We start from the raw sequence: 22,330 nt of genomic DNA, 5'->3' as shown, positions 1-22,330 counted from the left end.
GGGAGGAGGCAGGCATGGGAAGGGAAGAACCGCAGGCCGTGCCAGCGCCGTCGAAGTGGACGCCGCACCGTAAGCCGCTCGCTGTCGCCGTGGGAGGGCTGGCCGTCGTCACCGGCGTGCTCGTCTCCACCGTGCTGTCCTCGACGGGCACCGGCGGCACCGACGGCGCGGGCGACACCGCCCCGCGCGGTGTGGCGCAGGGGCACCCGGCCTCAGCCGACCGCCCTGGCGAGGAGCCCAAGCCGGAGAAGTGCGAGAACGGCGACAACCCCGCCGCCAGCCTCCGGCCCTCGAAGGACTCGGAAGACGCGGGCGATGCTGTCAAGCGCATCAAGGAGAAGGGCAAGCTGACGGTCGGTGTCGACCAGAACAGCTACCTGTGGGGCTACCGAGACCCTACGACGGGCGACATCGACGGGTTCGACATCGAACTCGTCCGCGCCATCGCGCGGGACCTGGTCGGCGGGGACGGCCCGGACAAGATCACGTACAAGACCATCCCGACCGACCAGCGCATCCCCGCCATCCAGAAGGGCGACGTGGACATGGTCGTACGCACCATGACCATCGCCTGCGACCGCATCGACAAGGTCGCCTTCTCCACCGCCTACTTCGAGGCGGGCCAGCAGCTCCTGGTGCCCAAGGAGAAGGACGAGAAGGACAAGAGCGATTCCCCGGGCGCAGGTGCCTCCGGGGACGACGAGGACAGGGTCAAGGGCTTCGACGAGAGCATGCGCGGCAAGAAGATCTGCTACGCGTCGGGCTCAACCGCCGAGAAGATGATGAAGTCCAAGAACTACAAGGCACTTGGCGCACGCCCCGTGGTCGTTCCCAACCAGCTCGACTGCCTCGTACGCCTGCAGCTCGGCGAGGCGGACGCCACCGTCACCGACAGCGCGCTCGGCGCGGGACAGGCCGCCCAGGACCCCTCCGTCGAACTGATCGGCGAGCCGGAGACCGTGGAGCCCTACGGCGTCGCGATGAACCTCAAGGACGAGGATCTGGTGCGCAGGGTCAACAAGGTTCTGGAGAGCTTCCGCAAGACCAAGTGGAGGCCCGCCTACGACAAGTGGCTGGGCGACGACAGGATGGGTACGGAGGACGAGGAGAAGCCCGCACCGCCCAAGGCGCGCTACCGCGACTGACATCCGTACCGGAGAACGACAGGAACAGAGGGGTGATCGATGGGGCCCGCGGGACCCACCGGACCGGTGATGAGCCGGGAGGAGGCCGACCGTGCTCTGGAGCGGCTCGACGCCGAGCACGAGGCGGTCGAGTCGTCGCTCCTCGCGCTCCAGGACCACGCCGGACGCCGCCTCCTCGAAGGCGCCACGCTCACCGGCACCACCGAACACCGCTGGGCGCGCGCCGAGGCGGCCATCACCCTGCTGTGGAACGCGTTCGAGACCTACTCGCGCACCCTGGAGACGGCGCGCGAGCTGCGGGCACGCCGCCGCTGGCCCAGCCGCGACGACCTCACCGAGCTGACCCGCCTGCTGCGCGGCACCCTCACCGTCGCCGGCAGCGCGCTGTCGGGACAGGCGTCGGGCGGCACCGAGGGGGCGCGGCTGACCCAAGGGCCCAAGCTGGCCGAGGAGATGACCCTCGGCCAGCTCGTCGAGCGCATGAACGAGTGGTACGCGCAGGCGCTGGACGTCGTCGCCGCTGCCGACTCCGTGTGGTCGGCGCTGCCCGCCCGTATCGACCTGCTGGCTGCCGAGCTCCAGCGCGTACGGTCGCTGGCGCACTCCGTCGGGGTGCGCCCCGGCGAACACCCGGCGGGCGACGACCTGGAGCGCACCACGGCCGAACTCACCACCCTGCGGGCCGAGGTGGTCTCCGACCCGCTCGCCTTCTGGGCGCCGACCGGAGGCAGCAGCGCGCCGGGCGGCGGCAGGCCGGACACCTCGCGCTACGACAGTGCCGCACGGGCCCTGGAGGACGTGCGCCGCGAGATCGACGCCGTACTCACCGTCAGGCAGGACGCGGAGCAGCGGCTGATGAAGCTGCGAGACCTGCTCTCACGCGCCGACCGTACGCTCGCCGAGGCCCGTTCGGCGCGCGGGGAGGTGCTGGCGAAGATCGCCGCCTCCGAGGTGCCGGCCGTCAGCGGGCCGCCCACGGCGCTCCAGGAGCAGCTGGCCACGGCGGCCGACTACCGCAGGCACGCGCAGTGGCACCGGCTCTCCCCGCTGCTGGAGAGCCTGGAGCAGCGCGCGGAGGACGAACTGGAGCGCGCGCGAGCCCAGTTGTCGGCGGTCACGGCGCCGCTGGCGGTGCGCGCTGAGCTGCGCGGCAGGCTGGACGCCTACAAGGCGAAGGTCGCCCAGCTCGGGCACGCGGAGGACCGGATTCTCATCGAGCGGTACGACGTGGCACGCCGGATGCTGTGGAGCGCGCCCTGTGACCTGCGCGCCGCCGAGGACGCGGTGCTGCGCTATCAGCGCGCCGCGCAGGAGGCGCTCGCGCCACGGCAGCACGGGGGAGCTGACGGAGCGATGAACATGGGGGCAGAGTGAGCGAGCAGACGAGCGCGCTGAACAAGCCGTGCCAGCGGCCGGCGTGCGAGGGCACCTACGAGGACATGGGCGGGGGCGAGCTGTACTGCGACACGTGCGGGCTCGCGCCCGTCGTCGCACCGGGCGGTGTGCTCGGCTCAACGCCGACCGGCATGACCAGCGCGGGCCGCGACAGCAGGTCCTCGGGCTCGGCGCGTTCCGGATCGTCCTCCCGTGCCTCCTCGCGATCCTCGTCCAGGTCGCAGTCCTCGCGGCGGTCGGTCTCCGGGCGGCTCTCGCGCTCGCTGTCGGGGAAGGGCTCGGCCCGTTCCGTATCCGTGCGCAGCGGCCGTTCGGGCGCGGCGAGTTCGGCGCGCGGCAGGCTGGGCGCCGGGCTCGTGCAGATCCCCGACGTGCCCAGGCCGGACCCGGCCACGGTCGTGCTGGAGAACCCGGAGGTGCCCGAGCGCAAGCGCTTCTGCAGCAGCAGCGACTGCGGGGCACCCGTGGGCCGCTCGCGCGGTGAGCGCCCAGGGCGTACGGAGGGCTTCTGCACCAAGTGCGGCCACCCGTACTCCTTCGTGCCCAAGTTGCGCCCGGGCGACATCGTGCACGGGCAGTACGAGGTCTCCGGCTGCCTGGCACACGGCGGCCTCGGCTGGGTCTACCTCGCGGTCGACCGCGCCGTGTCCGACCGGTGGGTCGTGCTCAAGGGCCTCCTGGACACCGGCGACGAGGACGCCATGGCGGCGGCCATCGCCGAGCGCCGCTTCCTCGCGGAGATCGAGCACGCCAACATCGTCCGCATCTACAACTTCGTCGAGCACCTCGACCAGCGCACCGGCAGCCTCGACGGCTACATCGTCATGGAGTACGTCGGCGGCAAGTCGCTCAAGGAGATCGCCAACGAGCGCCGTACGCCCGACGGGAAGCGCGATCCGCTCCCCGTCGAGCAGGCGTGCGCCTACGGCATCGAGGCGCTGGAGGCGCTCGGCCACCTCCACACCCGCAACCTGCTGTACTGCGACTTCAAGGTCGACAACGCGATACAGCAGTCCGACCAGCTCAAGCTGATCGACCTCGGCGCCGTCCGCAGGATGGACGACGAGGACAGCGCCATCTACGGCACCGTCGGCTATCAGGCGCCCGAGGTCGCCGAGGAGGGCGCCTCCGTGGCCTCCGACCTCTACACCGTCGCGCGGACGCTCGCCATCCTCACCTTCGACTTCCAGGGCTACACCAACGTCTTCGCCGACAGCCTCCCCGAGCCGGAGAACATCGACGTCTTCCAGAAGTACGAGTCCTTCTACCGCTTCCTGGTCCGCGCCACCGATCCGGATCCGCAGCGCCGCTTCGCCTCGGCCGAGGAGATGGCTGATCAGCTGCTCGGTGTGCTGCGGGAGGTCGTCGCGCTGCAGACAGGCAAGCCGCGGCCCGCGCTGTCCACCCTGTTCGGGCCCGAACTCCGCGTCGTGGACACCGAACTGGTCGCCCGGCACACGGGCGACGCCTCGCTGCTGGGCGCCCGCACCACGGACGGACGACGCCGGAGCACACGCGCGCCCGCGCTCACCCCGGGCTCCGCACCGGCCGTACGGGCAGCCGTACTCGCACAGGTGCACGGCGGCGTGCCCGCACCCGCACCCGGCCCCGGGCAACTGGCGGCAGGCGCCCCGGTGCCGGCGCCGGGACCCGCTTCCGCGGCCGGCTCCGCACTCGTGTCCGGCTCCGCACCCGCACCCGCTTCCGTACCGCTGCCCGCGCAGGTGGGCACCGGTGCGGGACCCGGTACCGGCCCCGGGCCCGCCATGCCCGGCACCGCACCAGGCGCCCCCGCCCCGCCGGCACCTCCCGGCGTACCGGCGGGGACCAACGGGCAGGCCGCGCAGGGCACTCAGGCGGCGCACGGGGTCTCGCTGGTCCCGCTCAAGTCCCGTCAGACCGCCATGGCGCTGCCGGTACCCCGCGTCGATCCGGCCGACCCCAACGCGGGGTTCCTCGCCGGGCTGATGGCGGCGGCTCCGGCGGAGCTGATCGCGGCCCTGGAGAACGCGCCCACCGACTCCATCGAACGGCGGCTGCGCGAGCTGCGCGCGCACCTGGAGACGGGGGAGCCGTCCGGAGGGGGCGGCGGTACGTCCGTGCGGGCAGCGGACGAGGCGCTCGACGCGCTGGAGGCCCGGCACGCCGACGACTGGCGTGTGGTCTGGTACCGGGGCCTGTCCGCGCTGGCGACGGGCGACAAGGAGACGGCGGCGCTCTCCTTCGACGCGGTCTACGACGCCTTTCCCGGCGAGCCGGCTCCCAAGCTCGCGCTGGGCATCTGTGCCGAGGTGCTGGGCCAGTTGGACAACGCGGCCGAGTACTACCGGCTGGTGTGGACCACCGATCCCTCGTACGTGAGCGCCGCGTTCGGGCTCGCACGGGTACGGCTGGCCGCCGGTGACAGACCCGGCGCCGTGGCGGCGCTGGAGTCGGTTCCCGAGGCGTCGATCCACTACACGGCCGCGCGCGTCGCCGCCGTACGGGCACGGCTCCGGCAGCGCTCGCCGCACGATCCGCTGCTGGACGACCTCCAGGCCGCGGCCCGCCAGGTGCAGGAACTCCAGCACGTCGGACTGGACGCGGTGCGCCGTGAGGAACTGATCACGGAGGTCCTCGGCTGCGCGCTGGACTGGATGCTGTGCCAGGCTGCTCCCGGGCAGGGAGCAGCGCCGGGCACCACAGTGCGGGGCGCGGCTCCGCCCGGTGGAGTCGTCGGCGGGCCACAGAGCGCGCGGCACGGATCCGGAGTGCGGCTGTTCGACAGTCCGCTCACCGAGGAAGGGCTGCGCTTCGGCCTTGAGCGCTCCTACCGGCTGCTCGCCCGGCTCGCACAGTCGGGCACCGAGAGGATCGAACTGGTGGAACGCGCCAACCGCTTCCGCCCCAGGACGTGGGTGTGACCATGCCGCAGCTCGACCAACTGTCCACCTGCCCCAGCTGCGAGGAGCCGCTGGAGGAGGGCGACCGCTTCTGCGGCGCCTGCGGCACCGACCTTGAGGCTGCCCTGAGGGATCCGGCGCCGGGCGCCGGAGGCCCCCCAGCCTCGGTCAACGGTGTGCCGCCGCGCCCCGATGCGCTGCCCGTGACACCGGCACCCGGCGACCAGTCCCGGCCGGGCGCACGGGAAGCGGCGCGCCCACACGCGTCCCCGGCCACGCCTCCGCGCACCCCTGCGCCTCCGCACACGGCCGCGCCCGCGAGCACGCCCACGCACACGCCCACGGAGCCCGACTTCGCGCTGCCGCCCGCCGTGGCGCTGCCCGAACAGGCGGGCAACGGGGCGGCGGCGCCCGACGAGCGCCCGGACGCCTCCCGCGAGGCGACGACGCCCCCTCCTGGCACGCCACCCCTCCCGTCGGGCCCACCAGCGGCCGGGGCCCCCGCAGGGGCCGGGGCGCCTTCCACGCCCGATCCCCGTACGAGTGATCCCCGTACGGTGCTGGACGAGGCGCCCGCGCACGAAGCCGGGCAGGGCACGGCAGTCGGCGGGGTGTCCAGCGGGCCCGAGCCGCTGGGGCCGCGCTGTGTCGCGTGCGGCACGGGCACCATCGACAACGACGGCTACTGCGAGCACTGCGGCCACAAACAGCCGTGTGAGCGTGACCACATGGAGTACGCGCTGGGCTCCGTCGCCGCCGCCAGCGACCGCGGGCTGCGCCACCACCGCAACGAGGACTTCTTCGCGGTGGCCGAGACGACGACGGCCGAGGGCTCGCCCGCGACGATCGCCGTCATCTGCGACGGCGTCTCCTCCGCCACGCGCCCCGACGAGGCGTCAGCGGCGGCGGCCGAGGCGGCGAGTGCCTCGCTGTGCGAGTCGGTGCCGCGCGGCAGCCACCCGCAGCAGTCCATGCACGACGCGCTCGTCGCGGCTGCCGAGGCGGTCAACGTCCTCGCGGACGAGGGCCCTTCGGACCCGACGAGGAACGCGCCCGCCTGCACCATCGTCAGCTCCCTGACGGCCGACGGGATTCTGACCGTCGGCTGGGTCGGTGACAGCCGCGCCTACTGGGTGCCCGACGACAGGACAGCGCCCTCGGCGCGGCTGACCGAGGACGATTCCTGGGCCGCGCAGATGGTCGCTGCGGGGCTGATGAACGAGGCGGAGGCGTACGCCGACTCCCGCGCGCACGCCATCACCGGCTGGCTCGGCGCCGACGCGTACGAACTCGACCCGCACACGGCTTCCTTCAAGCCGGACAGGCCCGGTGTAGTGGTGGTGTGCACGGACGGGCTGTGGAACTACGCCGAGTCGGCCGAGGAGATGGCGGCAGCGGTGCCGTCCGACGCGCTGGCGCGGCCCCTTCACTCCGCACAGCACCTGGTCGGTTACGCGCTGGATGGCGGGGGCCACGACAACGTAACAGTGGCGGTGGTCCCGTTCCCCGCTGCGCCCGGAGGGGCAGGATCGGCCTGATGCGCGTACGGGCAGCCCCAACAGGGCGGCCCTGAGAAGTCTTTCGGGGGGAAGATGCGGGGCGGGGACCACCGGGGGCAGCGGCGCGAGAACGAATACAGGTCGGCCCGCCCCATTGTCTACTTGTCGCTGTAGAGCAATCAGGAGCGGAAAAGATGGCCAACTTCTCCAAGTCCAACGCGCCGCGCTTCTCGGTGGACGTTTACCAGAACGAGTACCTGCCCGAGGGCGCGCGTGAGGTCAACGCGATCGTCACCGTGACCTCGACGGGCGGCGGCACCACGGGCGGCATGCCCCTGCCGGTGACCGACCCGGCGCGCGCGACCCTCCATGACGGGCCCGAGGCGGGCGTCGTCATCATGGTCGACTGCTCGGGCTCCATGGACTACCCGCCGACGAAGATGCGCAACGCGCGGGACGCCACAGCTGCCGCCATCGACACGCTCAGGGACGGTGTCGCCTTCGCCGTCGTCGCCGGTACGCACGTGGCCAAGGAGGTCTATCCGGGGAACGGCGCGCTCGCCACGGCCGACGCCGGAACACGCGCCGAGGCCAAGGACGCGCTGCGCGGCCTGTCGGCGGGCGGCGGCACCGCGATCGGCACCTGGCTCACCCTCGCCGACAGGCTGCTGGGCTCGGCCGATGTGGCCATCCGGCACGGCATCGTCCTCACCGACGGGCGCAACGAGCATGAGGAGCCCGAGGAGTTGAGGGCGGCGCTCGACGCGTGCGCCGGACGCTTCACCTGCGACGCGCGGGGCGTCGGCACCGACTGGGAGGTCAAGGAGGTCACGGGGATCGCCTCCGCGCTGCTCGGCACCGCCGACATCGTGGCCGATCCGGGCGGCCTGGCCGAGGACTTCACGCAGATGATGGAGAGCGCCATGGGCAAGGAGGTCGCCGATGTGGCGCTGCGCCTGTGGACCCCGCTGGGCTCGGAGATCAAGTTCGTCAAGCAGGTCGCGCCGGCGGTGGAGGAGCTGACAGGACGCCGTACGGAGGCCGGTCCCCGCGCGGGTGACTACCCGACGGGGTCATGGGGCGACGAGTCGCGCGACTACCACGTATGTGTGGAGGTGCCGTCGGCCGAGGTGGGCCAGGAGATGCTCGCGGCGCGCGTTTCGCTGATCCTCCCGGCGCCCGAGGGAGGCACACCGCAGACGCTTTCGCAGGGGCTCATCCGGGCCGTGTGGACCGACGACATGGTCGCGACGACCTCCATCAATCCGCAGGTCGCGCACTATACGGGACAGGCAGAACTGGCCCAGGCGATCCAGGCGGGACTGGATATGCGCAAATCGGGGGACGAAGCGGGTGCGACGGCCAAACTCGGGCGCGCGGTGCAGTTGGCGAACGAATCCGGGAACGCGGATACTGCGAAACTGCTTTCGAAGGTGGTCGACGTGGTGGATGCCGCGGCGGGTACTGTTCGACTGAAGGCGAAGGTCGCCGAAGCCGACGAGATGACGCTGGAGACGCGGTCCACCAAGACGGTCCGCGTGAAGAAGTAAGCACAGCGTCACCGACCAGGTACGGAAGATCAGGAGTACGGAGGGGGAGGCACTCACCATGCCGACTTGCCCGAACGGTCACCAGTCGGCGGCCGACGACTGGTGCGAAGTCTGCGGTCACCGCATGAACGGCGTACCCGCCGCACCCGCTGGTGCCGTGCCGCCGCCCCCGCCGCCGCCACCCGGTGCGCCAGGAGGCTACGGCTATCCCGGCCCTCCGGGTTCCGCAGCGCAAGGGCCTCCCGGAGCGCCGGGACAGGGCTACGGCTACCCGGGCCCCGGCTCGGCCGTTCCCGGACAGGGCCCGGGCCAGGCGCAGCCCGAGCTGTGCCCGCAGTGCGGGACGCCGCGCGAGGTGCAGGCACCCTTCTGCGAGGAGTGCCGCTACAACTTCCTGACCCACTCGCCCACGACCTACGTGCCGCCGACGCCGCAGCACCCGGGTGCGCCCGGCGGCCAGCAGGGTCCTGGCGGCCAGCAGGGTCCCGGCGGGCAGGGCGGCTTCCCGGGGCAGCAGGGCCAGCAGGCGCAGCCGCCGATGCAGCCCTACTCCAACGGGCCCGAGGGCGGCCCCGGCGAACGCGGTCCTGGGCTCGACTACGAACGCTCCCGCCCCTCGCAGATGAACCGTCCTGCCGAACCCCTCGACCCCGGCTCGCCGTACGGCGGCGGGCAGGGCGGCCACGGGCAGTCCGGCGGGTCCGCCGACGATTGGGTGCTCTCCCCGCCCGGAGGCGCGCAGCGCGAGCAGGAGCGCGGAGGCCCGGGCATGCCGCCCGCGCCGCCCCACCCTCTCCAGCCGCACGCCCCCGACGGCCGGCCGCAGCAGCCGGGCCAGCAGGGCCACCCCGGCGAGTACCAGCCCGACTACGGCCAGCAGCCCGAGTACGGACGGCAGCAGGAGTACGGCCACCAGCAGCAGGACTACGGGCAGCAACAGCAGCAGCAGGACTACGGGCAGCAGCAGGACTACGGCCAACAGCAGGACTACGGCCAGCAGGGTGCCCCGCAGAACGGTGGCCCCTGGGTCGCGCTGATCGCTCCCGACCGCGCCTACTTCCAGGCGATGATGGGTCGTAGCGGCCCGGAGGCGGCGGCGCTCAACCTGCCCGCGTACTCCCCGCAGCAGCAGCTTCCGCTCAGCGGGTCCCAGATCACCATCGGCCGGCGCCGCGCCTCCACGGGCGAGGCCCCCGACATCGACCTGGGCCGGCCGCCCGAGGACCCCGGCGTCTCGCACCAGCACGCCGTTCTGGTCCAGCAGCCCGACGGCAGCTGGTCCGTCGTGGACCAGGACTCCACGAACGGCACCACCATCAACGGTGCCGAGGACCCGATCCAGCCCTACGTACCCGTGCCCCTCACCGAGGGTGACCGCGTGCACGTGGGCGCCTGGACGACCATCACGCTGCACCGCGCCTAGAACGCAGAACGCCACGTCCGGTTCCCCGGAGCCTCAGGGCCCGGGGAACCGGACGTGGCGTTCGCCACATGCCGGGGACGCCGAGGTGTGCGGTGTCCCTCAGTGTGAGGTGTCGAACACCTCGTCGCGGGTCGTCGCCAGCGCGCTCTCCAGCGCCCCGCTCAGTACGGGGTGCTCCGTCACGGTGCCGAGCACCAACCTGGGGCGCGGAACGGCGAGTTCAGCCAGCTCGGCGCGCACCAGCTCGCGCAGCTGTTCCCCTCCGGCGGCCAGCACACCCCCGGACAGCACGATGAGCTGCGGGTCCAGCACGGCCACCAGCGAGGCAAGCCCGACGGCGACCCCGGTGGCGAAGCGGCGCAGCAACTCCGCGTACGGGCCCTCGTCCGGCACATTGTCGTCCGCCGTGGCCCGGGCCAGCAGCCCGGCCGCCGCGTCCTTCATCTCCGCCTGCGGGTCGTACTCCAGGCCGAGTTCACCGGCGAGCCGCAACACAGCGTTGGCGCCCGCGAGTTCCTGGAACCCGCCGCTGTTGGCCTGCGCCGGCCTGCGGACGAGCGGGGTGCCGGGGACCGGTAGGAAGCCGACCTCGCCGGCCCCGCCCGTCCAGCCGCGGTGCATACGCCCTCCGATGACGAGCGCCGCACCGATGCCCTGTTCGTTCCAGAACAGCACGAAGTCGTCGTGGTCGCGTGCCGCGCCGAGGCGCTGCTCGGCGAGCGCCACGAGGTTGACGTCGTTGTCGTACTCCAGCGGCATCGGCAGCGCGGCTGCCAGCTCGTCCAGCAGGGTGGGGGAGTGCCAGCCCGGCAGGTGGGAGGCGTACCTGAGGCGTCCCGTGCTGGGGTCGAAGGCCCCCGGGGTACCGATGACGAGGCGCTGGAGGTCCTCCGTGCGCACTCCGGCCGCCTTCGCTGCGCCGTACACCGCGTCAGCCACCTGCCGGACGGTCCCCGCCGAGCGCCGTCCCGGCGTGGGCACCTCGTACGTCCCCGCGGTGCGGCCCGTGATGTCGGCCACGGCAGCGCGCAGCCGCAGTGAGGTGACATCGATCGCCGCGACATGCGCGGCGTCCGGATTGACCGCGTACAGCTGCGCGTTGGGTCCTGGCCGGCCCTCGCTCTTTCCGGTGACGACGACGAGCCCCGCCGCCTCCAGGCGGACGAGCAGCTGGGAGGCCGTGGGCTTGGACAGGCCCGTCAGCTTGCCGATGCGCCCGCGAGAGAGCGGCCCGTGCGCGAGCAGGAGGTCGAGCGCGGCCCGGTCGTTCATCGCCCGCAGCACGCGTGGCGTCCCCGGAGTCGTCCCGGCCATCGGCGCTGCCTCCATAGCTAACTGTTAGGAAGGTTTCCCATTATGTGGGACCGTAGGCCCCCGCCCGGGGACCGTCAATGGGCGGCGCACGCCCACCGGTTGGGCGGACCGAGGGGGCGGGGGAACCGCCCTCCCGGTCCGCCGCGACGCGCCTGCTGCCGGGCTTCCAGGCTGCCGACCCGGCGACCCGGCGACCCGGTGAGTCGGCGACCTGGCGGGTCGGTGAGTCGGTGAACCGCCGGCCCGCCGGGACCGCCCGCGTGCGGAGCGCTCAGCGCTGGAAGGGGATGCCCTCGCCCTTGTCGAGGGTGGTCACGGGGCGGCCGGCCTCGATCGCGAGGGAGTGGTCGTCCACGATCTGGATGCCCCGCCGGTCCAGTGCCTTCTTGATGCGCCAGCGCAACTCCCGTTCGACACCCAGTGCCTTGCCCGGCATCGTCTTGACGGAGACCCGCAGCATCATCGAGTCGAGCGTCACCTCGTCCAGGCCCAGCACCTCGACGGGCTCCCACAGAACCTCGTCCCACGGGCTGGACTTGCTCATCTCCTCGCCCGCCGCCGTGATGGCCGACCGCACCTCGACCAGGTCCTCGCTGGAGCGCACCTGCACGTCCAGTGAGGCCATCGCCCAGCCCTGGCTGAGGTTTCCGACCCGCTTGATCTCGCCATTGCGGATGTACCAGATCTCGCCGCCGTCGCCGCGCAGCTGCGTCACGCGCAGTCCGATCTCCATCACCGTGCCCGACGCCTCGCCCACGTCCACGTGGTCGCCGACGCCGTACTGGTCCTCCAGCAGCATGAACATGCCCGCGAGCAGGTCGGTGACCAGGTTGCGCGCGCCGAAGCCGAGCGCCACACCGGCGACACCGGCGCTGGCCAGCAGCGGGGCCAGATTGATGCCCAGGCCCGACAGCACGGTCAGTGCCGCCGTGCCGAGGATGACGAACGAGGCGACGTTCCTGAGCACGGACCCGATGGCCTCGGAGCGCTGCCTTCTGCGCTCGCCGTTGACCAGGAGTCCGCGCAGCGCGTTGCCGCTGTCCGCGACCTCGGATCTGCGGTTCATCCGCGCTATGAGCTGGGTGATGGCCCGCCGTATCACGTAGCGGAGCACCACGGCGACGACGCAGATGAACAGGATGCGGAGGCCGGAAGTCAGCCAGTGCGACCAGTTCTCGCCCAGCCATCCGGCAGCCTCGCCGGCCCGCTCCTGCGCGTCCTCCAGGGAGCGGGCCGGGTCGGGTCCTTCGGGCGACGGAGACGCGCTGATCAGCCAGAACACAGGGGTGTGACCTTCCGTGCGAGCGGCACCCGAAGGCAGGGGTGCGGATGCCGCGACCACACTAACGGCGCAGGGCCTTCACATTCGGCGCCAACGAGCAATATGAGCCCGGTCCTGCCACCCGACCGGAGGCCGCGAGTGACCGGGCGGGAACGGTGTTGCGACAGGTGACGGACGTGATGTGGTCCAAAACACGCTCAGTGGGTTACCCGGTCGTGGTGGCGAAGTCACCAGGGCACGGGACACACTGAGGGGAGATCGTCCCGGCGCGAGCCACGCGCCGCCGACGTACAAGGAGGCACCGTGCCGCATGTCCTGGTCCTCAACGCGTCGTACGAGCCGCTCGGCGTCGTACCGCTACGCCGCGCGCTCATCCTCGTCCTCAACGAAAAGGCGATCAGCCTGGAGGACTCCGGCGCCCTGATGCACAGCGCGACCCGAGTCATACCCGCCCCGAGTGTCGTCCGTCTCAAGCGGTTCGTGAGGGTGCCCTTTCGGGGGTCTGTTCCTCTCACGCGCCGCGCGCTGTTCGCCAGGGACGGCGGCAGGTGCGCGTACTGCGGTGGCGTCGCAACCAGCGTCGACCACGTCATCCCCCGCAGCAGGGGAGGCCCCCATGCCTGGGACAACGTCGTGGCGGCCTGCCGCCGCTGCAACCATGTGAAAGCGGACCGCCATGTGGCCGAGCTGGGCTGGCGGTTGCGCCATCAACCCGCGCCACCTTCCGGGCTGGCCTGGCGGATCATCGGGACAGGCCATAGGGATCCGCGCTGGCTGCCCTACCTCCAGCCCTACGGCGCGGACGACGACCTCGCCCGGATCGACGGCAGATCCTCTGCCTGAGAGCCGGGCTTTGTTGTGGGCACGCCCGCAGGTGCGGCGCCGGTCACGGTGCCCGGCGGCACGGTGGCGGTCGGCGGCACGGCAGCGGTCGACGGGAGGGCGGCGGTCGGTGGCACGGTCGGTGGGCCGGCCCGCCGCCTCATTCCCCGCGCCCGCTGCCTGTGCGCCGCGCGTGCCGTGCCTTCCCCGTGCCGTCGCCCGTACGCGCCTTCGTCCGCTCGTTCCCCGGCCGTTCGTTCTCCGGGCGTGAGCGCTGTCCCGCGTGCGCGCCCTTGCCGGTGTCGACGGCGTAGACCTCGAACGAGTAGAGCGAGATACCGAAGCGCGTCGCCCGCTCGTCGCCCTGGACGCGCACGAACCGGGTGTCGCGCGGTGAGTCCATGCGCACCGACTCACGCCCGCCCTTGCTCTCCCGTACGGTCGCCGCCGTGCGCCACCGCTTGCCGTCGGGCGAGACCTGGACGCGGTAGCGCGAGGCGTAGGCGTCCTGCCAGCGGAGCACCACCCGGCCGACGCGCGTGCGTTCGGGCAGCTCGACCTGCACCCACTCACCGTCCTTCGCCGGCGAGGACCAGCGTGTGCCGCGCTTGCCGTCGATGGCAGCGGAGGCGGGGAAGTCGTCGGTCTCGTCACCCGAGGACTTCGCGCTGCCCTCCCGCGCCAGGTCGGGCCCTGACGTACGTGGGTAGGCCCGCACGGTGAGCGTGGTGCGTTCCCCGTCGAAGGACACCGGAATCCCGTAACTCCCGGGCTTGACCGAGCTGTCCGCCGTGATCCGCAGCGGCACGTCCACCGTGCTGCCCTGCCGTACGGTCGTCCGCAGGGGTGTGCGGACCGTGAAGCCCTTGGGCGCCTTGGCCGTGACCTTGCCCCGCGCGTCGGCCGGCCGGTGCCCGGTCAGCCGCGCGTGCGCCCGCGTCGGGCCGCCGCCGATGGCCGCGTCCACGGTCGTACGGGGCAGCGCGAGCGAGGTGTCGGGGCCGTCCGCGTACCAGGGCGTGACCTCGTGCACGACGGGCGGTTCGGAGTTGTTCGCCCAGGTCAGACGGACGGCGTCGGCCTGTGCTGTGGTGCTGGGCAGCTGTGTCCAGCCGGTGTCCGACAGGGCGCCGAGCCGCTTCCAGCCCTTGCCGGGAAGGTGCACCTCCACATGTGCCCTCGTGCCGGAACGGGGGCCCGACAGCACCGTGACGGCACGTAGCCGACGCGGCTCGGGCAGCCGCACGGTGAGCGCCGAGCGGGTCTCCTCCCGGGCTGCCCCTGTGTCCCCGGCAGCCCGCGTGTGCGCCCCGTCCGCCTGGTTCGGGGGCACCAGCATGGGCGGGCGCTCCCGCAGGAAGTGCGCGGTGGACGGGGTGCCGGCCGCGCGGTACACCGTGTCCGGGTCGCCGTCCACGACGGCCGACAGGGGCGAGCCCGGCAGTGCGTCCGGCGTGCCGGTCACGGTCAACGCGTCCCGGCCGCCGCTCCCGTCGGGGCCGCCACCGCCCCGGGTCGCGCCGCCGCTCTCGCTGCTCTTGCCGCTCTTCTCGCCGCCCTTCTCCTCCGTCTTCTTCTTGCTCTCGCCCTCGCTCTCCGGCCGGTTCTTCGGCTTGCCGCCCGGGGACTTCTCGGTGACGCCCGTCCATTCGTCGGAGACGCGGAGTGCCTTGTCGGCGAAGTCCGTCAGCACACCCTTGCCGACCGTGGCCTTCGCCCGTGCGCTCTCGCCGCGCAGCCGCCGCACGTCCAGCTGGGCCTCCCAGGCCGCTGCGCCCTCGTGCCTGGACTGCGCCAGCAGCATGTCGACGGACCGCTCGCCCGCCTCGCCCAGCCGGGCCAACTCCTCCAGCCAGGGCCGTACTTCCCCTGCCAGCTGGGCCGGGACCCGTGAGGGCGCCGTGCGCATCGTTCCGAAGGCCGCGCGCAGCCGCCGGCCCGCCGACTCCAGGCTCGCGCCGTCGCCGCCCTTGTACGCCTTCCAGAAGGCGTCCAGCAGCGGGCGCAGATACGCCGACTCCTCGCTGTCCAGCACGGAGGAGGCGTCGTTCTCCGCCAGCGCGTGCACGGCGGCGCGCGTACGGGGGGCGGCGCCCGGCCCGCCCGCGACCTCGTCGATGGCGGCCTTCCAGGACTCCTGCGGGCGGTAACCCCGGGGGTTCCACGCGTAGTCGGCTGCCGTGAACAGCGGGATGCGGGAGGCGGTCGGCTGCTTCATGGCGTTGGTGAGCACCGCGGCCGAACCGGTCGCGACAGCGGGCTCCCTGCCCCGGTAGGGGCCGAGGAAGATGCGGTCCTGCGCGAAGTCGTTGACCGGGTAGTTGTCCATCGTCACCAGGCCGTGGTGCGGGAAAGCGGCGCGCGCCCCCGCCAGTTCGCCGCCCGAGATGGTGCGTGGCACCACGCCGACGCCGCTCCAGCCGATGTGCACCCGGTCGTTCAGCTCACCTGCGAGCGCCTTGCGGTAGGCCGTTCTGCCCTTCTGGTAGAACTCCGTCGGCATCACCGACAGCGGCTCCGCTTCCGGATGCCGCGAGGACAGGTGCTCGGCCACCGCGTTGGAGAGTTCCGCCTGGGCGCGTGCCGCCGACTCGGGGCCTGAGCCGTACTTGTCGGCGTCGTCCCCGCAGTGCCACTCGCTGTAGCTCACGTCCTCGAAGCGGAGCTGGAAGGAGCGCACGCCCAGCGCCCACATGGCGTCCACCTTGCGCAGCAGTGCCTTCCTGTCCTCCTCGGAGGAGAAACACAGGCCCTGTCCGGGCGAGACGGCCCAACCGAGCACCACATGGTTGCGCTTCGCGCGCTCGGCGAGCTGCCGGAAGGCGGCGCGCTCGGCGGCCGGATACGGGTCGCGCCAGCGGGACGACTGGCGGTAGGGATCGTCGCCCGGTGCGTACAAGTAGCGGTTCTGTTTGGTGCGCCCCAGGAAGTCGATCTGGGAGAGGCGCTCTTCGTGCGACCAGGGCTGTCCGTAGAAGCCCTCCGTCGTACCGCGCGCCGCCGCGGTCGGCCAGTCCCGTACGGCCACTCCGGGAAAGCCGTGCGAGCCGCCGCGCTCCGTGAGGAGCTGCCGCAGGGTCTGCGCGGCGTAGAACAGCCCCTCCCCGTCGGCGCCTTCGAGCGCCACGGTGTCCCGCCCGTCGTGCGTGCCCGTGGCCAGCCGGTAACCGCCACGGGGCAGGTCGCCCCGCTCGGGTGCGCGCAGGGCGCGCAGCGCCGCGCCCGCCGACTTCTCGCCCACGCGCACGACCACGCTGTGCGCACCGGGGCCACCGCCCCACTGCCCCGACTGCCTGTCGCCGTCCTGCTGCTGCCCGTTCGCCCGCTTCTCCCGGCCCGACTGGCCTTTCCCGCGCGGCTGTCCGGGCAGCGTGTCGCCGGGGTGCGCTTCGTGGACGGTGCGCACGCCCGCGTCCCGCAAGGTCCCCCGCAGGACGTCCAGCGCGTACCGGTCGGCGTCCTCGTCGGCGACGAGCACCACTTCGGGGCCGACGCGTGTGAACGCGCCCTGCTCGCGCATCGACTGCGGGCGCGGCCAGACCGGAGGCAGGCTCCCGCGTGCGCTGTCGTCGTCGGGGCTGCCTGCCGACGGGTCGTCGGGCGAGGGCGGGGGAGCGGCGTGCGCGGCGGGCGTGCCGCCGAGCAGCCCGCCGACGACCGCGGCCGTCAGTACGGCGGCGCTCATCCGGCCCCGGCCGCCCGGAACCTCACGGACCCGCGCCCCCACACCTCCAGAAGGCGCCTCCCGCTCGCCGCCGCCGCGCGCCGCTGTCCCCACCGCTTCCTCCCCGATGTCGCCCGCGCCCCGTTTGGAGGGGCCCTCCGGGCTGTTCGCCGTCCCGCCGGATGTGCGTACCACTGATGTGCGTCCCGCTTGGTGCGCGTCCCGCTTGGTGTGCGTTCTGCCTCCGTACGGGCACATGTCCCGCAGCGCACGCGTCCGGGCCCCGCCAGAACCCTAGGTGCGGTGGTCACCCGGCATGTACCAAGGGTTGCCACAGACAGGCCACAAACGGAACCGGTACGCGCGACCGTATCCGCGCCCCGCACCCGGCCACGCCGCCGAACCGGAACGCACGCCCAGATTCTAGGAGTTCGGGGCCCGCCCTTCGCTGGTTTTCGCGGCCAGTCGGCCGCCCGGAAACCCGTGGCCGGAGGCCGGGCGCGGGGTGCCGGGGAGGCGGAGGCGGGGCACGCCGGGGGATACGCAAATCCTGTTGCGAGATGCCCGAAAAGTCCCGCACATCTTCGCCTGCTCGTCCCCCGCTCCGGGAAATCCACGCGGGGAACCGAAGTGAGCTGGGACACGTTCCCCCCTTGGATACGTCTGCGCCCGGACCGACTGGGTAAGGGGCAGTTCTGTCCATCCTTTCGTCAACGAACGGAGGCCCACCGTGGCCGCGTCCGCTGAACTTCTGATGTCCGCCCTCGCCCCGCTTCCCCGCCAGCGGACACACCGCAAACGGGGGCACGAGCCGGTAGACCTGTCCGGTGTGTCCCACCCCGACTCCGGACTCGACGGTTCGTGCACCTGTGGATGCGCCGAAGCCCCGCTGACCAGCGAGCCCCCGCTCGCCGACGTCGCCCCCCTGACCAGCGAGCCCCCGCTCGCCGAAGCACCCCTGACCAGCGAGCCGGCCGGCGCCGGATTCGGCACGGAGCCCGCGGAGATCTGATGGCCCCCCAGGGCCCGTCCCGGGCGACACCCGCCCAGGCTCCGTCCGGGGGGACCCCCCTCGCGCGGCTCGCCGCGGCGCACGGGGTCTCGCTCTCCTACGAGCCGGCGCCGGGCCGGGAGGTCCAGGTGCCCCGGGAGACGGTCGTCGACGTGCTCGCGGCCCTCGGAACGGACGCTTCCACGCCGCACGCCGTACGGGAGGCGCTGGAGCGGCACGAGTGGGACGGGCTCCGCCTGCTGCCCCCCACCGTCGTGCTGCGCTCCGGCGCGGCGGGCGCCCCGACGACGCCCCCGCCCGCCCCCTTACGGCCGACGGGAGCGCGGCCCGGATCTCCTTCGCAGCCCGGCTCTCCTCCGCGACCCCCGCAGTCCGGCTCTCCTTCACGCCCCCAGTCGTCCGGCTCTCCTTCGCGACCCGGGCACCCCTCGCGGTCATTACCCCGTGCCACGCTCCCCGCAGGACCCCTCGCCGGGCTCCCGGAGGGCACCGTCCTCCGTGTCGTCACGGACGGCGGGGAGACCCTCGACTGGGGCCCTGGTACGGCGCTGCCGCTCGGTGTCCACACCCTGTTCGTGCACGCGCCCGACGACCGGGCAGCGCACAGCACGCTGATCGTGGCGCCCGAACTCTTCCCGGCGCCGCGCCTACGCGCGGAAGCCGGGCGGGCACACGGGCTGCTCGTGCAGCTCTACTCCCTGCTCTCGGCGCGCTCCTGGGGCATGGGCGACCTCGGCGACCTGAGCGAACTCGCCGCCTGGGCCGGCCGCTCGCTGGGCGCCGACTTCGTCCAGCTCAACCCGCTGCACAGCGCCGTCCCCAGCGCCTCGGGCGAGCGCACGGACCCTTCCCCCTATCGCCCCTCCTCGCGCCGCTTCCCCGATCCGGTGCATCTGCGCATCGAGGAGATCCCCGAGTACGCGTACCTGGGGGAGCAGGACCGTACGCGCGTCTCCGCGCTGGTCTCCCGTGCCGCCTCGCTCCGTGAGGCCGTGCTGCGCAAGGACGCGTACATCGAGCGCGACGCCGTCTGGGACCTCAAGCGCGAGGCGCTGGAGCTGCTGCGCGCTGTGCCCCTCAGTCCGGGAAGGCGCGCGGCGTTCTGCGACTTCCTCGCCGAGCGCGGGCAGGCGCTGGAGGACCACGCGACCTGGTGCGCCTTCGCCGAACTCCACGGCCCCGACTGGCGCTCCTGGCCCACGGGTCTGGACGATCCGCGCTCGGACCGTACGGCCCGTACGCGCGACGCGCACATGGAACGCGTCGATTTCCACTGCTGGGCGGCCTGGCTCGTCGACAGCCAGCTCGCGGCTGCGCAGCGCACCGCGCGGGACGCCGGGATGTCGGTCGGACTCGTGCACGACCTGGCCGTCGGCGTCCACCCCAGTGGGGCGGACGCCTGGGCGCAGCAGGACATCCTTGCGAAAGGCATCACTGTCGGTGCTCCCCCGGACGCGTTCAACGCGCGGGGCCAGGACTGGGGGCTGCCGCCCTGGCGCCCCGACGCACTGGCCGAGGCGGGCTATGAGCCGTACCGCGAGGTGCTGACCGGCCTGTTCCGGCACGCGGGCGCGCTGCGCGTCGACCATGTGATGGGCCACTCGCGGCTGTGGTGGGTCCCGGAAGGCAGGCCGCCGACAGAGGGCACGTACGTGCGGTACGACACCGAGGCCATGCACGGCGTCCTCGCCCTGGAGGCGCACCGCGCGCGTGCCGCCGTCATCGGAGAGGACCTCGGCACCGTCGAACCCGGCATACGGGAGGGCCTGGCGGCGCGGCGCGTACTGGGCACGTCCGTCCTGTGGTTCGAGAAGAGCTACGGGGAGCAGGCGGCGCACCCTGCCGACGAGACGGCGCATCCGGCGGGCGAGGCCGTCCCGCTGCGGCCCGAACAGTGGCGTGCCGACTGCCTGGCAACGGCGACCACGCATGACCTGCCCAGCACGGCGGCGCGGCTGACGGGCGAGCACATCGCGCTGCGCGACCGCCTCGGCCTGCTGAACGCTCCCGCTGTCCAGGAGCGCGCAGCCGACAACGCCGAACTGGAGGAGTGGCTCGGGCTGTTCGAGTGCCTGGGGCTGCTGCCCGAGGGCAGGGGCGACGAGGAGGGCGAGATCCGGGCGGTCTACCGCTTCCTGGCCCGTACGCCGGCGCGGCTGGTCGGCGTATGGCTGCCGGACGCGGTGGGGGACAGGCGCGCGCAGAACGTCCCCGGCACCAGCGAGGAGTACCCCAACTGGCGCCTCCCACTGGCGGATGCCGAGGGCCGCCCCCTGCCCCTGGAAGACCTGGCCGCCTCCCCCCGCGTGCACGACCTCTTCACCGCCCTCCGCCACGCGCTCCGCTGACCACCACACGGCCCACCGCGCGCTTCGCGGCCCGCCGCACTTCCTGTTGACCGGCGTGGGCTCCTCCGTCGGCGGAGCCCGCTGCCTGGGGACGCCCTCCGCCGGAGGTGTGTGTCGGGCGGCGCGCGCGTAGCTCTCCAGGCGGCGCCGGCGTAGCCCTCCGTACGGCCGTCATGGCGCAGGCCGCTGTCCGGTCCCGCGCGGGACCGGTCGGAAATAGATGGGACCTATGTCTTTCTCGGCTCCCTCCCTCTACGGCACCATGCGTCATGTCCCTGCAAAAGATCCGACCAATGTTGGTATGGGAGCTGGAGGAGACATGGCGAGACGTCGGTCGCGTGTGCGGCTGCTGCTGGCTTTGGGGCTGGCTGGGGCGGTGGTGCTTCCGCTGCAGACGAGCGCGCAGGCGGGGTCCGGGTGCCAGTCGCCCGTGAAGCCCGCCTCCCAGATGACGATCGAGTCCTGCGACACCCCCGAACGCGTCATCGAGAAGGCCGCGAAGACGGTGCCCACCAAGGGGCAGTACGCCTGGCAGCAGCGGGAGGTGACGGCCTTCACGCACTTCGGCATGAACACCTTCACCAACCGCGAATGGGGCTCGGGCGCCGAGGACCGTAAGAACTTCGACCCCAAGAGCATCGACTTCGACCAGTGGATGCGGGCCTACAAGGCGGCAGGCGCGGAGCAGGTCATGCTCACCGCCAAGCACCACGACGGCTTCGCGCTCTGGCCGAGCCGTTACACCGACCACTCGGTCAAGAACACGCCCTGGAAGAAGGACATCCTCGGTGCCTATGTGAAGGCCGCGCGCAAGGCGGGGCTCAAGGTCGGCGTCTATCTCTCACCGGCCGACGGCGCCGAACTCCCGCACGGCTGGCACAAGAAGTGGCTGGCGGAGATCAAGGCCAAGCAGGACGCGGGCAAGCCGCTCACCACCGTCGAGAGCACCGCGCTCAAGGACGGCGGCCCGCCGCAGGGCCACGGCCGCTACGGCAACGGCAGCGAGCCGACCGAGCGCACCATCCCGACCCTCGTCCCCGGCGACGACAGGGCGGCCGACGTACGCAGCGGCAAGCTCCCCAGCTTCAAGGTCAAGGTCAACGACTACGACGCGTACTACCTCAACCAGGTCTACGAGGTCTTCACCCAGTACGGCCCCCTGGACGAGCTGTGGCTGGACGGCGCCAACCCCTGGCGCGACGCGGGCATCACCCAGAAGTACGGCCACACCGAGTGGTTCAAGATGTTCCACGAACTCTCCCCCGACACCCCCGTCTTCGGCGGACCCCAGGGTGTGCGCTGGGTCGGCAACGAGAAGGGGATCGCACGCGAGGCCGAGTGGAGCGTCACCCCGCACACCGTCGACCCGTGGACCACACACGCCCCGCTGCCGAACGACTCGACGGACCCTGACATCGGCTCCCGGCAGAAGATCCTCGACCCCTCCGTGAAGTACCTCCAGTGGTACCCGGCGGAGGCCGACGTCTCCAACAGGCCCGGCTGGTACCACCACCCCGACCAGAAGCCGAAGACGGCGGCCCAACTCCTGTCGCTCTACGAGCAGAGCGTCGGACGTAACGCCTCGCTGCTGCTCAACGTCCCACCCGCGAAGGACGGCAGGATCGCGGCGGCCGACATCACCGAGCTGACCTCCTTCGGCAAGGCCGTACGCGACATCTACGGCAAGGACCTGCGCAGGAGTGGCCACGGCCCTCACACCTTCGACCGCGTCGGCGTGAGCGAGGACATCCGCAAGGGGCAGCGCGTCGAGCGCTTCACGGTCGAGGCCCGCTCGGGCGGCACCTGGAAGCAGATCGCCTCGGGCACCACCGTCGGACACCGCCGCATCCTCGCCCTGCCCTCTCCCGTGACGGCCGACAAGGTGCGGGTGAAGGTCCAGGAGAGCCGCGCGAAACCCCATCTGAAGCCGGTGACACTGCACCTCAGCAAGGCGCCCGCCGGATAGGCCCACCCCGGCGCGCGGGCTGTTCGAC

13 protein-coding genes are annotated in these 22,330 nt (G+C 72.5%); 10 read left to right on the top strand and 3 right to left on the bottom strand.

Annotated features, from left to right (window positions below; genetic code table 11):
* The first annotated feature begins 14 nt into the window (after nt 1-14).
* The 6 genes from NMN56_RS32605 (at nt 15) to NMN56_RS32580 (ending at nt 9,894) form a co-directional block, all read left to right on the top strand.
* Nucleotides 15-1,145, top strand: coding sequence for a glutamate ABC transporter substrate-binding protein (locus NMN56_RS32605; RefSeq protein ID WP_274043927.1), 1,131 nt, complete (start codon nt 15-17; stop codon nt 1,143-1,145).
* A gap of 39 nt (nt 1,146-1,184) precedes the next feature.
* Entirely contained in the window at nt 1,185-2,519 is a 1,335-nt protein-coding gene (locus NMN56_RS32600; RefSeq protein WP_274043928.1) for a coiled-coil domain-containing protein, read from the top strand.
* 17 nt (nt 2,520-2,536) lie between these two features.
* Nucleotides 2,537-5,443, top strand: coding sequence for a serine/threonine-protein kinase (locus tag NMN56_RS32595; protein ID WP_274043998.1), 2,907 nt, complete (start codon nt 2,537-2,539; stop codon nt 5,441-5,443).
* 2 nt (nt 5,444-5,445) lie between these two features.
* A complete protein-coding gene (locus NMN56_RS32590; protein ID WP_274043999.1) occupies nt 5,446-6,960 on the top strand; it encodes a PP2C family protein-serine/threonine phosphatase in 1,515 nt (504 codons plus the stop codon).
* 155 nt (nt 6,961-7,115) lie between these two features.
* Nucleotides 7,116-8,471, top strand: a complete 1,356-nt coding sequence (locus NMN56_RS32585) for a vWA domain-containing protein (RefSeq protein ID WP_274043929.1) — start codon at nt 7,116-7,118, stop codon at nt 8,469-8,471.
* Nucleotides 8,472-8,529: 58 nt separating this feature from the next.
* A complete protein-coding gene (locus NMN56_RS32580; RefSeq protein ID WP_274043930.1) occupies nt 8,530-9,894 on the top strand; it encodes an FHA domain-containing protein in 1,365 nt (454 codons plus the stop codon).
* A 99-nt stretch (nt 9,895-9,993) separates the two neighbouring features.
* Here the strand turns inward: NMN56_RS32580 and NMN56_RS32575 are convergent, their stop codons facing one another.
* Together NMN56_RS32575 and NMN56_RS32570 are read right to left on the bottom strand one after the other, a co-directional pair.
* Nucleotides 9,994-11,208: an ROK family transcriptional regulator gene (locus NMN56_RS32575; protein ID WP_274043931.1), complete on the bottom strand. Its 1,215-nt coding sequence runs from the start codon at nt 11,206-11,208 to the stop codon at nt 9,994-9,996.
* A gap of 271 nt (nt 11,209-11,479) precedes the next feature.
* Complete coding sequence (locus NMN56_RS32570) at nt 11,480-12,490, bottom strand: mechanosensitive ion channel family protein (RefSeq protein WP_274043932.1); 1,011 nt, start codon at nt 12,488-12,490, stop codon at nt 11,480-11,482.
* A gap of 303 nt (nt 12,491-12,793) precedes the next feature.
* On the opposite strand from NMN56_RS32570, the gene NMN56_RS32565 reads away from it, so the two are divergent.
* The gene (locus NMN56_RS32565) at nt 12,794-13,333 is read left to right on the top strand and encodes an HNH endonuclease (RefSeq protein WP_274043933.1); all 540 of its coding nucleotides are present in this window, start codon (nt 12,794-12,796) and stop codon (nt 13,331-13,333) included.
* 139 nt (nt 13,334-13,472) lie between these two features.
* On the opposite strand, the gene NMN56_RS32560 is transcribed toward NMN56_RS32565, so the two are convergent.
* Nucleotides 13,473-16,997 carry a glycoside hydrolase family 84 protein gene (locus NMN56_RS32560; RefSeq protein WP_274044000.1) on the bottom strand — a complete coding sequence of 1,175 codons (3,525 nt, stop codon included), beginning with the start codon at nt 16,995-16,997 and terminating at the stop codon, nt 13,473-13,475.
* Between the two features lie 709 nt (nt 16,998-17,706).
* Between NMN56_RS32560 and NMN56_RS32555 the strand changes: the two genes are divergently transcribed.
* From NMN56_RS32555 to NMN56_RS32545, 3 genes are all read left to right on the top strand, one after another.
* Nucleotides 17,707-17,988: a hypothetical protein gene (locus tag NMN56_RS32555; protein WP_274043934.1), complete on the top strand. Its 282-nt coding sequence runs from the start codon at nt 17,707-17,709 to the stop codon at nt 17,986-17,988.
* Nucleotides 17,988-20,336 (top strand): 4-alpha-glucanotransferase, encoded by a 2,349-nt coding sequence (gene malQ / locus NMN56_RS32550; protein ID WP_274043935.1) that lies wholly within the window; start codon nt 17,988-17,990, stop codon nt 20,334-20,336. Before NMN56_RS32555 ends, malQ begins: the two co-directional genes overlap by 1 nt.
* A gap of 319 nt (nt 20,337-20,655) precedes the next feature.
* Nucleotides 20,656-22,302, top strand: a complete 1,647-nt coding sequence (locus NMN56_RS32545) for an alpha-L-fucosidase (protein ID WP_274043936.1) — start codon at nt 20,656-20,658, stop codon at nt 22,300-22,302.
* Nucleotides 22,303-22,330 lie beyond the last annotated feature (28 nt).

Source organism: Streptomyces iconiensis (assembly GCF_028657195.3).
GTDB classification, from domain to species: Bacteria; Actinomycetota; Actinomycetes; order Streptomycetales; family Streptomycetaceae; genus Streptomyces; species Streptomyces iconiensis.
The sequence above is the reverse complement of the archived record's forward strand: the minus strand, read 5'-3'. Positions and strand labels throughout refer to the sequence as shown.